This window comes from Pseudomonas khavaziana (genome assembly GCF_019145205.1).
Classification (GTDB): domain Bacteria; phylum Pseudomonadota; class Gammaproteobacteria; order Pseudomonadales; family Pseudomonadaceae; genus Aquipseudomonas; species Aquipseudomonas khavaziana.
In genome coordinates this window covers 514,277-526,714 of sequence record NZ_JAHSTT010000002.1, presented here as the reverse complement: position 1 = coordinate 526,714, position 12,438 = coordinate 514,277, and the positions used below count along the sequence as shown (strand labels likewise).

The following is a 12,438-nucleotide window of genomic DNA, read 5'->3' as shown; positions in this document are numbered from 1 at the left end:
GCTATCGGGAGCAAGCCCCCTCCCACAGTTTGATCGTATTTCAATCATCGACCTGTTTGGGTGGCGGCAAGGTGAACCCCGACACCGACCTGCGCAACTGACTGGCCATCTTCGCCAGGTTACCAATGCTTTCGGCGGTGGCGGTGGAACCCGACGACGTCTGGGTGGTGATCTGCTGGATCACGTTCATGGTCAGGGAAATCTGCCCCGCAGACGAGGTCTGTTGCTGCGCCGCGTTGGAGATACTCTGGATCAGCGCCGCGAGGGTTTTCGACACGCCTTCGATCTCTTCCAGCGCCACCCCCGCATCCTGGGCCAGGCGGGCGCCACGCACCACTTCGGTGGTGGTCTGCTCCATGGAGATGACGGCTTCGTTGGTGTCGGCCTGGATCGCCCGCACCAGGGTTTCGATCTGCCGCGTGGCCGCCGACGAGCGTTCGGCCAGGCGCTGCACTTCATCGGCCACCACGGCAAAACCGCGCCCGGCATCCCCGGCCATGCTTGCCTGGATTGCCGCGTTAAGGGCGAGGATGTTGGTCTGCTCGGCGATGTCGTCGATCAGGCTGACGATATCGCCGATTTCCTGGGACGACTCGCCCAGGCGCTTGATGCGCTTGGCGGTGTCCTGGATCTGCTCGCGAATATTGTCCATGCCGTGGATGGTGTTGTGCACCACCTCGTTGCCTTTGTTGGCGATCTCCACCGAGCGCTCTGCCACCGCCGAGGATTCGGCGGCGTTGGCCGATACCTGGTCGATGGACTGGGCCATCTGCTCAATCGCCGTCGAGGCCTCGGCAATCTGCTGGGCCTGATGCTCCGACGCCTGGGCCAGGTGCATGGCGGTGGCCTGGGTGTCCTGCACCGCCCCGGCGACTTGCCCGGCGGTGAGGTTGATGGTGGCGACTAGGTCGCGCAATTGGTCCACGGAGTAGTTGATGGAGTCAGCGATGGTACCGGTGAAATCTTCGGTGACCGAGGCGGTGACGGTGAGGTCACCGTCGGCCAGGTCTTCGATTTCATCCAGCAGGCGCATGATCGCATTCTGGTTGCGCTCATTCTTCTGCGCGGTTTCACGCAGTTGGCGGTTGGTCTCGCGCACCATGACCAGGCCGATCAGGATGATCGAGGTCAGCGCCAGCAAGCCCAGCACATAACCGCCGATGGTGTCGAAACTGCGCCCGCCGGCAAGGTTTTCAAAACCGGTGGCCAGGTGCGAGGCTTCATCGAGCAGGGTTTGTGACAAGTTGAAAATATGGCTCGCCGAGGCCCGCACCTGGAACAACTGCGGCGAAGTCTCGAGGATTTCATCCACGGAGCCGGAGACGAACTCGAACAGTTCGGCGATTTCCGTCAGTCGCGCACGGGCGTCCTGGTCTTCGACCTGGGTGATGCGCAGCCCCGGGTTGCCGTTGAGCATACCGTTAAGCACTACGCCGAAACGGTTGGCGTCACGACCAAAGGCGTCGGCGGCCTGCACCGCGGTTTCGTCTCCCGCGAGCACAGTATTGACCGCCCCCAGGATACGTTCGGCCAGCAGTGATTGGCGTTGGGCCAAAGCTACCTGGCTCGCCGGGGCGCCGCGTTGCAACAGGATATCGACGACTTTTTCCGATTCCATCTGCAATTGCGGCACGGTTTCAGCCAGGGTTGCGGCCACTTGGTGCAGGGACAGTACGGTCTGTTCGCTGGCAAGGATCGCGTCGGTGTTTTTCAGCAGCGCTTCCCAGTCGGTCTGCACCGCACGCATTTCGGCGCGTACCGCGCTGGGTGCGGCGGGCAAGCCGGTTTGCGGATCGCCCTTTTTCAGGTAACCCCAGCGCTGGGCAAAATCATTGCGTGCATCGCCCAGCAGTTTGAACGCGGCGGCCTTGCCGGCGGCCGCTTCGGTAGCGTTCTTGGCGATGCGCTGGGATAGCACGCGCAATTCACCGGCGTGGCCGATGTACTGTTTATCGTAGGTGGACTGGGTGTTGAGGTATGCGAAGTTGGCGAACAACAGCATGATGAACACGATCAAGGCGATAAACAGCACGATGATCTGTGAACGGCTGCGCGACGCCGCCTGGGGTTTGGGCGTGGTAGCGGTGCTCATGCGGCGACATCCATGAAGCCAGGGGCCTGGGCCAGGGCGAAGGGGCTGAAGACTTGCCACTGCGGGTCGCCGTCGAACTGGCCCTGGATAAACGGGGCACCGGAGGCGGTGCTGGCCATCCAGGCGTCTAATGGGAAATGCTGCATGCCCACCACCTCGTCTACCAGCAGCCCGACGAACAGGTCGTTGAACTCCACCACCAATACACGCCGTTGCTTGCGCGCCTTGGACAACTCAAGGCCAAGGAAACCGCCCAGGTCCATCACCGGCAGCAAGCGCCCGCGCAGGTTGGCCACGCCTTTGACCCAGGGCTTGACCCCGGGCATCAGGGTGCAACGCGGCTCATGCAAGACTTCGGCGACTTCGCCCATGGGCGCCACGTACCAGTGTGCGCCCAGGCGAAAACCAATCCCGCTCCAGCGTTGCAGGCGGGTTTCCTGGGAGGGCAGGTCAGCGGCCAGCAGGCGGCAGCGGCGGTCGATGTCCAGCAGCAGTTCGAAGGCAGTTTGCGACTCGGTCATGATCGCGAGCCTTAGCCGGCCAGTACCTTGTTCAGGGTGGCGATCAGGGTTTCTTCGTCCACCGGTTTGGTCAGGTAGTCCTTGGCGCCCTGGCGTGCGCCCCAGATCTTGTCGGTTTCCTGGTCCTTGGTGGTGATGATGATGATCGGGATGCCGTTGGTTTCCGGCTCCTTGGACAATTGGCGCGTGGCCTGGAAGCCGTTGAGACCCGGCATGACGATATCCATCAGCACGGCGTCGGGTTTTTCCTGGCGGGCCAGGGCCACGCCGTCTGCGCCATTTTCGGCTTTCAGGACCTGGTGACCGTGCTTTTCCAGCATGCCGGTGAGTTTGTACATTTCGGTCGGCGAATCGTCGACGATCAGAACACGTGCCATGGTTTTCCCCACTACATTGGTCGGCGCCAGCCCTTGTGGGGTGGCGTCAGTGTGCTTGTTCTACTGTGGCGAAAGCAGGCACATAGGCCTTGATCGCACCCAGCAGTTCTTCCTTGCTGAAAGGCTTGGTCAAAAACTGATCGACACCCACGATACGCCCTTTGGCCTTGTCGAACAGGCCATCCTTGGAGGACAGCATGATCACCGGGATCGTCTTGAACGTAGGGTTGTTCTTCACCAGGGCGCAGGTCTGGTAGCCATCCAGGCGCGGCATCATGATGTCGACAAAAATAATGTGCGGGTGATGATCCACTATCCGCGCCAGGGCATCAAAACCGTCGATGGCCGTGATGACCTCGCACCCCATGTTCTTCAACAGGGTCTCAGCGGTGCGGCGGATCGTCTTCGAATCGTCGATCACCATTACCCTCAGGGCGCTGGAATGCTGTTCCATATCTGCTCTACCATCGCCAAAGCGAATCGGTTTTCGGTGCGTACTGCCTGATGTTGCACAGGATGAACGCCGCAAGCCTTGGAATTCAAGGGCTGCTGCGTTGTGGCAGTCTTTTTAGCACAGTCTCCGGGCGCAATCTATCGAGGCACCCGCCCAGTGGTTTTTCCTTGACCCACAACAGCCGCAGCGCCACTCTGACGCCACTTTTATGCGCCCTAATTTGCTAGAGGAAATCCCCCATGAGCGTTCGCGTCGGCATTGTCATGGACCCTATCGCCAGCATCTCCTATAAAAAGGACAGTTCGCTGGCCATGCTCCTGGCTGCCCAGGCCCGCGGCTGGACATTGTTCTATATGGAACAGCGCGACCTGTACCAGGGTGACGGCGAGGCCCGTGCACGCATGCGGCCGCTGCAAGTGTTCGCCAACCCTGAGAAGTGGTTCGAGCTTTCGGACGAGATCGACAGCCCCCTGAGCGACCTTGACGTAATCCTGATGCGCAAGGACCCGCCATTCGACATGGAATTTGTATATTCCACCTACCTGCTGGAGCAGGCCGAACGCGCTGGCGTGTTGATCGTCAACAAGCCGCAGAGCCTGCGCGACTGCAATGAAAAGCTGTTCGCCACCCTGTTCCCGCAGTGCACGCCACCGACCGTGGTCAGCCGCCGCGCCGATGTACTGCGTGAATTCGCCGCCAAGCATGGCGATGTCATTCTTAAGCCACTGGACGGCATGGGCGGCACCTCGATCTTCCGTCACCGCGCCGGCGACCCGAACCTGTCGGTGATCCTCGAGACCCTGACGGTGCTGGGCACCCAGCAGATCATGGGCCAGGCCTACCTGCCGGCGATCAAGGATGGCGACAAGCGCATCCTGATGATCGACGGTGAGCCGGTAGATTACTGCCTGGCGCGCATCCCCGCTGCGGGCGAGACCCGTGGCAACCTGGCGGCCGGGGGTCGCGGTGAAGCGCGTCCGTTATCGGACAAGGACCGCTGGATCGCCGCCCAAGTCGGCCCAACCCTGCGGGAAAAAGGCCTGCTGTTTGTCGGACTAGACGTAATTGGTGAGAATCTCACTGAAATCAACGTCACCAGTCCAACGTGTATTCGCGAGATTGACAATGCATTTGGCACGAACATCGGCGAAATGCTGATGGCTGCCATTGAGCGCAAGCTACAAGCCAAGTGACATAGAACAGCCGGACACACACCAACATTGCGTTATCATGCGCCACCTGTGAAACGCGCGATGTTGGTTTTCTTGTCATGACGCTCCCGTCCGATCTGCCCCCAGAACTCACCCAGAGAGGCGTGCGCCCGGCTGATCGGCTCGGATTTACCCTGTTTCTTGCCGCATTGATTCACCTGGCCTTGCTTCTGGGCGTTGGCTTCACCATGGTCGAGCCCAAGCAGATCACCAAGACTCTGGAAATCACCCTCGCGACATTCAAAAGCGAAAAGAAGCCCGAGAAGGCCGACTTTCTCGCCCAGGACAACCAGCAGGGCAGCGGCACCCTCGACAAGAAAGCGGTGCCCAAGACCACCGAAGTCGCGCCCTTCCACGACAACAAAGTCAATAAGGTCACCCCGCCGCCCGCGCCCAAGCCCGAGGTCAAGCAGGCTGCGCCCAAGGCCGCCGTAACGACCGTCGCACCCAAGCCGCAAAAAGCTCCGACCCAGCGCGAAAAGACCAAGACCGAACCCAAGCCCGAACCGGTGAAACCCGCGCCAACCTTCGACAGCTCGACGCTGTCCGATGAAATTTCCAGCCTGGAAGCCGAACTGGCCCATGAACAACAGCTGTACGCCAAGCGTCCGCGCATCTACCGCCTGAACGCCGCCTCGACCATGCGCGATAAAGGTGCCTGGTATAAGGACGAGTGGCGCAAGAAGGTCGAGCGCATCGGCAACCTCAACTACCCGGAAGAAGCCCGGCGCCAACAGATCTATGGCAATTTGCGCTTGCTGGTGTCGATCAACCGTGACGGTTCGCTCTATGAAGTGCAGGTACTGGAATCCTCCGGCCAACCGTTGCTGGACCAGGCCGCCCAGCGCATCGTGCGCCTGGCCGCGCCCTTTGCGCCGTTCAGCGGCGATTTGAACGACGTGGACCGTCTGGAAATCATCCGCACCTGGAAGTTTGCCAAGGGCGACCGGTTGTCCAGCAACTGATGCCGCCTCCATCATGTAGGAGCGAGCTTGCTCGCGAAAAACGCCAGGCCGACGCATCCATTCAGGATGCCCGCGTAATCGTTGACGATCTTCGCGAGCAAGCTCGCTCCTGCACTTGTCAGTTCGCCCCTCCAACGCCACACTAGCGGACATGAAAAACGTCAGCCCGACCTACCTCAAGCACCAATTCCTGATCGCCATGCCCCATATGGCCGACCCGAACTTTGCGCAGACCTTGACCTATATCGTCGAGCACACGGCCAATGGTGCCATGGGGCTGGTGGTCAACCGCCCGCAGGAGCTGAACCTGGCCGATATCCTCGAGCAATTGCGCCCGGAGATCGATCCGCCGGCCCGTTGCCAGGGCGTACCGATCTACATCGGCGGGCCGGTGCAGACTGATCGCGGCTTTGTGCTGCACCCCACCGGGCCGAAGTTCCAGGCCACGGTCGACCTTGAAGGCGTGTCACTGTCCACTTCCCAGGATGTGCTGTTCGCCATCGCCGACGGTGTTGGCCCTGAGCAAAGCGTGATCACCCTAGGCTACGCCGGTTGGGAAGCCGGGCAACTGGAGGCCGAACTGGCCAGCAATGCCTGGCTGACCTGCCCGTTCGACGCCGACATCCTGTTCAACACCGCCAGCGAACTGCGCCTGGAAGCGGCCGCGGCCAAGCTACGGGTCAACCTCAGCCTGTTGACCAGCCAGGCGGGACACGCCTGATGGCCTTGCGTCTGATCCTCGGTTTTGACTACGGCACCAAACAGATCGGCGTAGCGGTCGGCCAGGTGATTACCGGCCAGGCCCGCGAACTGTGCACCCTCAAGGCCCAGAACGGCGTGCCGGACTGGAATCAGGTCGAAGCCCTCATTAAAGAGTGGAAGCCAGATGCGGTGGTGGTCGGCCTGCCCTTGAACATGGACGGCACGCCCAGCGACATGTGCCTGCGCGCCGAAAAGTTCGCCCGCCGCCTCAATGGCCGCTACAACCTGCCCTTCTATACCCACGACGAGCGCCTGACCACCTTTGAAGCCAAAGGCGAGCGCCGCGACCGTGGCGGGCAGAAGGGCAGCTACCGCGACAACCCCGTGGACGCCATCGCCGCCGCCTTGCTGTTGCAGGGTTGGCTGGATGAAAACACGGCTTTATTTGAATCCTGACTGACGCGGCTTGCTGCTATGCCGTTTTTGTAGGAGCGAGCTTGCTCGCGAAGAACTCACAGGCACCGCGCACTTCCAGGTTTTCACGCGTTATCGTTGACGTTTTTCGCGAGCACGCTCGCTCCTACACACTTAACAAGGAGCCACCATGAGCTTGCCCAACCCCGCCGAACTGATCAGCCAGATGGCAATACGCCTCAAGGCGCATCTGGAACACCGCGCCGTCAGCGAACCGCGCTTTATCGGTATCCGCACCGGCGGTGTGTGGGTGGCCCAGGCGCTGCTGGAAGAGATGGGCAGCGATTCGCCCCTGGGTACGCTGGATGTATCCTTCTACCGCGACGACTTCAGCCAGAACGGCCTGCACCCGCAAGTGCGTCCTTCGGCCCTGCCGTTCGAGATCGAAGGCCAGCACCTGGTATTGATCGACGACGTGCTGATGAGCGGCCGCACCATCCGCGCCGCCCTGAACGAGCTATTCGACTACGGCCGCCCGGCCAGCGTGACCTTGGTGTGCCTGCTGGACCTGGACGCCGGCGAATTGCCGATCAGCCCGGACGTGGTCGGCGCGACCCTGTCGCTTTGCGCCCAGCAGCGGGTAAAATTGTCCGGTCCCACGCCGCTCGAACTCGAACTGCAAGACCTTGCCCTTTAAACCGCCTTGTACAGAGTCCCCGCGATGACGCCTCTAGATGCCAAGCGCCCGCTGCAGCTCAATGCTCAGGGCCAGTTGCAACATTTCTTGTCCCTCGACGGTTTGCCCCGCGAACTGCTCACCGAAATCCTCGACACCGCTGACTCGTTCCTTGAGGTCGGTGGCCGGGCGGTGAAGAAGGTCCCGCTGCTGCGCGGCAAAACCATCTGCAATGTGTTCTTCGAGAACTCCACCCGTACCCGTACCACCTTTGAGCTGGCAGCCCAGCGGCTGTCGGCCGACGTGATCACGCTGAACGTGTCGACCTCGTCGGCGAGCAAGGGCGAGACCCTGCTCGACACCCTGCGCAACCTGGAAGCCATGGCAGCCGACATGTTCGTGGTACGCCATGGTGACTCCGGCGCCGCACACTTCATTGCCGAGCACGTGTGCCCGAACGTCGCGATCATCAACGGCGGCGACGGCCGTCACGCCCACCCGACCCAGGGCATGCTCGACATGCTCACCATCCGTCGGCACAAGGGCAGCTTTGAAAACCTCTCGGTGGCCATCGTCGGCGACATCCTGCATTCGCGGGTGGCGCGCTCGAACATGCTGGCCCTGAAGGCCCTGGGTTGCCCGGATATCCGCGTGATCGCACCCAAGACCCTGTTGCCCATCGGTATCGAACAATACGGCGTGAAGGTCTACACCGATATGACCGAGGGCCTCAAGGATGTGGACGTGGTGATCATGCTGCGCCTGCAACGCGAGCGCATGGCCGGTGGCCTGTTGCCGAGCGAAGGCGAGTTCTACCGCCTGTTCGGCCTGACCACTGCACGCCTGGCGGGCGCCAAGCCGGACGCTATCGTGATGCACCCGGGGCCGATCAACCGCGGTGTGGAAATCGAGTCGGCGGTGGCCGACGGCCCGCAGTCGGTGATCTTGAACCAAGTGACCTACGGCATCGCCGTGCGCATGGCTGTGTTGTCCATGGCCATGAGCGGGCAAACCGCGCAACGTCAATTCGAGCAGGAGCAGGCCCAGTGAAGCTCAGCATTCTCGGCGCCCGAGTCATCGACCCGGCCAGCGGCCTGGACCAAGTTACCGATCTACATCTGGATGCCGGCAAGATCATCGCCATCGGCGCTGCGCCCGATGGCTTCGGCGCCGTCGAGAGCATCGACGCCAAGGGCCTGGTGGCCGCACCAGGGCTGGTGGACCTGAACGTCGCTCTGCGCGAGCCGGGCTACAGCCGCAAAGGCAATATCATCAGCGAAACCCAGGCCGCCGCAGCCGGTGGCGTGACCAGCCTGTGCTGCCCGCCCAATACCAAGCCGGTGCTCGATACTTCGGCGGTGACCGAACTGATCCTCGATCGCGCCCGCGAAGCCGGCAATTGCAAGGTGTTCCCTATCGGCGCCCTGAGCAAAGGCCTGGATGGCGAACAACTGGCCGAACTGATCGCACTGCGGGACGCCGGTTGCGTGGCTTTCGGCAATGGCTTGGACAACTTCCGCAGCACGCGCACCCTGTGTCGCGCCCTGGAATATGCAGCCACCTTCGATTTGACAGTGATCTTCCACTCCCAGGACCGCGACCTGGCCGAGGGCGGCTTGGCTCATGAAGGCGCAGTCGCCAGTTTCCTCGGTTTGCCGGGCATTCCGGAAACCGCCGAAACCGTGGCCCTGGCCCGTGACCTGCTGCTGGTAGAGCAGAGTGGTGTACGCGCGCATTTCAGCCAACTGACCAGCGCCCGGGGCGTGGCCCTGATTGCCCAGGCCCAGGCCCGAGGTTTGCCGGTGACGGCAGATGTCGCCTTGTACCAGCTGATCCTGACGGATGAAGCGCTGATCGACTTCTCCAGCCTCTATCACGTGCAGCCGCCCCTGCGAACCAAGGCCGACCGTGATGGTTTGCGGGCTGCGGTGAAGTCGGGGGTGGTATCGGCGATTTCCAGCCATCATCAGCCCCATGAGCGCGACGCCAAGCTGGCACCGTTTGGTGCGACCGAGCCGGGCATCAGCAGCGTGGAGTTGTTGCTGCCGCTGGCGATGACGTTGGTGGAGGACGGCTTGCTCGACCTGCCAACGCTGCTGGCACGCTTGAGCGCCGGCCCGGCTCAGGCCCTGCGCCTGCCGGCGGGCAAGCTTGAAGTCGGTTCGCCAGCGGACCTGGTGCTGTTTGACCTGGGCAGCTCGACGGTGGCCGGGGAGCACTGGCTGTCCAAGGGCGAAAACTGCCCGTTCATCGGCCACAGCCTGCCGGCGACGGTGCGGTACACCTTCATGGATGGGCGTATCAGCTACCAGGCTTAAAACAAATATCAAGTAAGCACAGTAAATGTGGGAGGGGCGGTGCGACGATTCGACTTGCTCCCGATTGCAGTGGGTCAGCTAAAGATGAGCTGGCTGATCCACCGCTATCGGGAGCAAGTCGAATCGTCGCACCGCCCCTCCCACATTCTGTTCTCTATATGGCCGAGAGATCAGCGCCCGTTATTACGCTCTGCATTACGAACCGAAATCTGCGTATTCAACGTCCAGAAGTCATACAGCACCCCCAGCAGGAACAAACCGCCGGTCAGCAGGTAGATCAGGCCGGTGATCCATTTGCCCTGGTACATACGGTGCACACCGAACACACCCAGGAACGCCAACAGAATCCACGCGACGTTGTATTCGATCGGCCCGGCGGTAAAACGCAGGTCGGCTTCACGGTCCATGGCCGGGATCAGGAACAAGTCGATCAGCCAGCCAATGCCCAGCAGGCCGAAGGTGAAAAACCAGATCGTGCCGGTCACGGGCTTGCCGTAATAAAAGCGATGCGCCCCGGTAAAACCGAAAATCCAAAGCAGGTAACCGATCACCTTGCTATGGGTATCTTGCTGCTGACCAACCTGTTGATAGGTGTTCATGAGGTACCTCTTTTGCTTCGATAGATAAATTTTTTCATTTTCTTTGTGACTTTTTTACGAGCGCCCGACGTACGGCAAATGGTATCTTCCTGCCCTCAAAGCCTTATGCCACCTGACTTGTGTAGGACAATTGCGGCAATTCGTCGCGTTTTTCCTGAATTTGACCCCAAGGTTCAGTCGACAAACGGCCTGAGAACGACACAAAAAGCTGTTATAAAGTTGCGCGCAAACCCATAAGAGCCACGCCTAATGCGACCATTTTTCAAGACATGGCTGACCATCTGCCTATTAATGCCACTGGCCGCCCACGCCACCAATCGTGAGCAACGACTTCCGAACGTCAATGGTTTCACCCCTAAAGTCCACAGCACAACCAGCACGGCCAAATCGGCAAAGCTGACCGTCAACCGCCCGACTCAAGTGAGCAAGGCCCACGGTAAAGCAACTCCCGGCCTGATGGCGGTGAACACCAAGCAAAGCAGCAACGTGCTCAGCCGCGCCGTCAACGTGCTCGGTACTCCCTATCGTTGGGGCGGCAGCAGCCCAAGTAAAGGGTTCGACTGCAGCGGTTTGGTGAAATATGCCTTTAACGATGTAAAAGCGGTGGATTTGCCACGCACTTCCAACGCCATGGCGGCCGGCCACGGCTTGAAGGTTGATCGCAAAGACCTGAAGCCAGGCGATCTGTTGTTCTTCAAGTTGAAGAGCCGCCAGGTCAACCACGTTGCCATCTACCTGGGCAACGACCGCTTTATCCACGCGCCGCGCCGTGGCAAGTCGGTAAGCATCGACACGCTGAAAAAGCCGTTTTGGAACAAGAACTACGTGATTGCCAAGCGGGTGCTGCCGAAAGAGCAGAACAGCAACCTGCGGATCGTGCAGCGCTGATCTTCAGCTGGAATACAGTAAACAATGTGGGAGGGGGCTTGCTCCCGATTGCAGTGGGTCAGCTAAAGATAAGCTGACTGATCCGCCGCTATCGGGGCAAGCCCCCTCCCACATTTGGATCTCCTTATATCTCCCGATTTTATATATCCCCAGGCACCCTCGCCTTCTCTCGCGCATCGTCTCGACTGACCACGCCTCGCGCAACCAACGCCTTCAAACTCATATCCAGCGTCTTCATCCCCAACGCCCCACCGGTCTGGATCGCCGAGACCATCTGCGCCACCTTGTCTTCGCGGATCAGATTGCGAATCGCCGGCGTGCCCAACATGATTTCATGGGCGGCCACGCGACCGCCACCGACCTTCTTCACCAGTACCTGGGACGCCACCGCCTGCAGCGACTCTGACAACATCGCGCGGACCATGGCCTTTTCCCCGGCCGGGAAGACATCCACCAGCCTGTCCACGGTCTTTGCTGCCGATGAAGTGTGCAGGGTGCCAAATACCAGGTGTCCGGTCTCAGCCGCCGTCAGCGCCAGGCGAATGGTTTCCAGGTCGCGTAGCTCACCCACCAGTATCACATCCGGGTCTTCCCGCAGGGCCGAGCGCAGGGCGACCGAAAAGCTGTGGCTATCGCGGTGCACTTGGCGCTGGGTGACCAGGGCCATTTTCGGCCTGTGGATAAATTCGATGGGGTCTTCCAGGGTGAGGATATGCTGGCGTCGGTGCTGGTTAAGGTGATCGATCATCGCCGCCAAGGTGGTGGACTTACCCGAACCGGTGGGCCCAGTGACCAGGACCAGGCCGCGTGGAAGCTGGGCGATACGCTGGAAAACCTCGCCCAACCCCAAGTCTTCCAGGCTCTGGACCTCGGTCGGGATAGTGCGAAATACCGCACCCACGCCGCGATCCTGGCGGAACACGTTTGCCCGGAAACGCGCCACTCCAGGCAACTCGAAGGCAAAATCCGTTTCAAGAGATGTTTCGAAATCCTTTTGTTGGTGTTTACTCAGTAAAGGGCACACCAGGTCGACCATTTGCGATGCCTCAAGCCTCGGCCAATCCATGGGCCAGACTTCGCCATCGATGCGCAGCATCGGCGCCAGGCCGGCCGACAGATGCAGGTCGGAGGCGCCTCGGCTTACGCTGGCCGTCAGCAATTGCGTGATATCCATAGGGCTTTCCATTTCCAGTAGAATGCCGCGGACTCCATATCCACGGG

14 protein-coding genes are annotated in these 12,438 nt (G+C 60.8%); 8 read left to right on the top strand and 6 right to left on the bottom strand.

What is annotated here, in order from left to right:
- Positions 1 to 40: 40 nt before the first annotated feature.
- Genes KVH01_RS06950 through pilG form a run of 4 tightly spaced genes read right to left on the bottom strand, consistent with a single transcriptional unit; the run spans position 41 to position 3,444 of the window.
- A complete protein-coding gene (locus KVH01_RS06950; RefSeq protein ID WP_217880862.1) occupies positions 41 to 2,092 on the bottom strand; it encodes a methyl-accepting chemotaxis protein in 2,052 nt (683 codons plus the stop codon).
- Positions 2,089 to 2,613: a chemotaxis protein CheW gene (locus tag KVH01_RS06945; protein WP_124402204.1), complete on the bottom strand. Its 525-nt coding sequence runs from the start codon at positions 2,611 to 2,613 to the stop codon at positions 2,089 to 2,091. Before KVH01_RS06945 ends, KVH01_RS06950 begins: the two co-directional genes overlap by 4 nt.
- An 11-nt stretch (positions 2,614 to 2,624) precedes the next feature.
- Positions 2,625 to 2,990 carry a twitching motility response regulator PilH gene (pilH, locus tag KVH01_RS06940; protein ID WP_014720320.1) on the bottom strand — a complete coding sequence of 122 codons (366 nt, stop codon included), beginning with the start codon at positions 2,988 to 2,990 and terminating at the stop codon, positions 2,625 to 2,627.
- 46 nt (positions 2,991 to 3,036) lie between these two features.
- Positions 3,037 to 3,444, bottom strand: coding sequence for a twitching motility response regulator PilG (gene pilG / locus KVH01_RS06935; RefSeq protein WP_043046275.1), 408 nt, complete (start codon positions 3,442 to 3,444; stop codon positions 3,037 to 3,039).
- A 239-nt stretch (positions 3,445 to 3,683) separates the two neighbouring features.
- Between pilG and gshB the strand changes: the two genes are divergently transcribed.
- The 7 genes from gshB to KVH01_RS06900 all read left to right on the top strand — a co-directional run bounded on the left by gshB (position 3,684) and on the right by KVH01_RS06900 (position 9,730).
- Positions 3,684 to 4,637: a glutathione synthase gene (gene gshB / locus KVH01_RS06930; protein WP_043046278.1), complete on the top strand. Its 954-nt coding sequence runs from the start codon at positions 3,684 to 3,686 to the stop codon at positions 4,635 to 4,637.
- A gap of 77 nt (positions 4,638 to 4,714) precedes the next feature.
- Positions 4,715 to 5,620: an energy transducer TonB gene (locus KVH01_RS06925; RefSeq protein WP_043046280.1), complete on the top strand. Its 906-nt coding sequence runs from the start codon at positions 4,715 to 4,717 to the stop codon at positions 5,618 to 5,620.
- Between the two features lie 151 nt (positions 5,621 to 5,771).
- The gene (locus KVH01_RS06920) at positions 5,772 to 6,341 is read left to right on the top strand and encodes a YqgE/AlgH family protein (protein ID WP_017139445.1); all 570 of its coding nucleotides are present in this window, start codon (positions 5,772 to 5,774) and stop codon (positions 6,339 to 6,341) included.
- Positions 6,341 to 6,778: a Holliday junction resolvase RuvX gene (gene ruvX / locus KVH01_RS06915; RefSeq protein ID WP_003195067.1), complete on the top strand. Its 438-nt coding sequence runs from the start codon at positions 6,341 to 6,343 to the stop codon at positions 6,776 to 6,778. Before KVH01_RS06920 ends, ruvX begins: the two co-directional genes overlap by 1 nt.
- A 148-nt stretch (positions 6,779 to 6,926) precedes the next feature.
- Positions 6,927 to 7,433 (top strand): bifunctional pyr operon transcriptional regulator/uracil phosphoribosyltransferase PyrR, encoded by a 507-nt coding sequence (pyrR, locus tag KVH01_RS06910; protein WP_043046285.1) that lies wholly within the window; start codon positions 6,927 to 6,929, stop codon positions 7,431 to 7,433.
- 24 nt (positions 7,434 to 7,457) lie between these two features.
- Entirely contained in the window at positions 7,458 to 8,462 is a 1,005-nt protein-coding gene (locus tag KVH01_RS06905) for an aspartate carbamoyltransferase catalytic subunit (RefSeq protein ID WP_034116232.1), read from the top strand.
- Positions 8,459 to 9,730 (top strand): dihydroorotase, encoded by a 1,272-nt coding sequence (locus KVH01_RS06900; protein ID WP_217880861.1) that lies wholly within the window; start codon positions 8,459 to 8,461, stop codon positions 9,728 to 9,730. The genes KVH01_RS06905 and KVH01_RS06900 overlap by 4 nt, the downstream gene beginning before the upstream one ends.
- A 170-nt stretch (positions 9,731 to 9,900) precedes the next feature.
- Here the strand turns inward: KVH01_RS06900 and KVH01_RS06895 are convergent, their stop codons facing one another.
- Positions 9,901 to 10,329: a TM2 domain-containing protein gene (locus tag KVH01_RS06895; RefSeq protein WP_124379799.1), complete on the bottom strand. Its 429-nt coding sequence runs from the start codon at positions 10,327 to 10,329 to the stop codon at positions 9,901 to 9,903.
- Positions 10,330 to 10,578: 249 nt separating this feature from the next.
- On the opposite strand from KVH01_RS06895, the gene KVH01_RS06890 reads away from it, so the two are divergent.
- Positions 10,579 to 11,217, top strand: coding sequence for a C40 family peptidase (locus KVH01_RS06890; RefSeq protein WP_043046291.1), 639 nt, complete (start codon positions 10,579 to 10,581; stop codon positions 11,215 to 11,217).
- A gap of 139 nt (positions 11,218 to 11,356) precedes the next feature.
- Here the strand turns inward: KVH01_RS06890 and KVH01_RS06885 are convergent, their stop codons facing one another.
- Complete coding sequence (locus KVH01_RS06885; RefSeq protein ID WP_217880860.1) at positions 11,357 to 12,391, bottom strand: type IV pilus twitching motility protein PilT; 1,035 nt, start codon at positions 12,389 to 12,391, stop codon at positions 11,357 to 11,359.
- Positions 12,392 to 12,438: the final 47 nt, after the last annotated feature.

What these genes read in the sequence shown, in the direction of transcription:
- KVH01_RS06890 (WP_043046291.1), top strand. Translation starts at nt 10,579, where the DNA reads ATGCGACCATTTTTCAAGACATGGCTGACCATCTGCCTATTAATGCCA.
- pilH (WP_014720320.1), bottom strand. Translation starts at nt 2,990, where the DNA reads ATGGCACGTGTTCTGATCGTCGACGATTCGCCGACCGAAATGTACAAA.
- KVH01_RS06920 (WP_017139445.1), top strand. Translation starts at nt 5,772, where the DNA reads ATGAAAAACGTCAGCCCGACCTACCTCAAGCACCAATTCCTGATCGCC.
- KVH01_RS06885 (WP_217880860.1), bottom strand. Translation starts at nt 12,391, where the DNA reads ATGGATATCACGCAATTGCTGACGGCCAGCGTAAGCCGAGGCGCCTCC.
- gshB (WP_043046278.1), top strand. Translation starts at nt 3,684, where the DNA reads ATGAGCGTTCGCGTCGGCATTGTCATGGACCCTATCGCCAGCATCTCC.
- KVH01_RS06945 (WP_124402204.1), bottom strand. Translation starts at nt 2,613, where the DNA reads ATGACCGAGTCGCAAACTGCCTTCGAACTGCTGCTGGACATCGACCGC.
- pyrR (WP_043046285.1), top strand. Translation starts at nt 6,927, where the DNA reads ATGAGCTTGCCCAACCCCGCCGAACTGATCAGCCAGATGGCAATACGC.
- KVH01_RS06895 (WP_124379799.1), bottom strand. Translation starts at nt 10,329, where the DNA reads ATGAACACCTATCAACAGGTTGGTCAGCAGCAAGATACCCATAGCAAG.
- KVH01_RS06950 (WP_217880862.1), bottom strand. Translation starts at nt 2,092, where the DNA reads ATGAGCACCGCTACCACGCCCAAACCCCAGGCGGCGTCGCGCAGCCGT.
- ruvX (WP_003195067.1), top strand. Translation starts at nt 6,341, where the DNA reads ATGGCCTTGCGTCTGATCCTCGGTTTTGACTACGGCACCAAACAGATC.
- KVH01_RS06905 (WP_034116232.1), top strand. Translation starts at nt 7,458, where the DNA reads ATGACGCCTCTAGATGCCAAGCGCCCGCTGCAGCTCAATGCTCAGGGC.
- pilG (WP_043046275.1), bottom strand. Translation starts at nt 3,444, where the DNA reads ATGGAACAGCATTCCAGCGCCCTGAGGGTAATGGTGATCGACGATTCG.
- KVH01_RS06925 (WP_043046280.1), top strand. Translation starts at nt 4,715, where the DNA reads ATGACGCTCCCGTCCGATCTGCCCCCAGAACTCACCCAGAGAGGCGTG.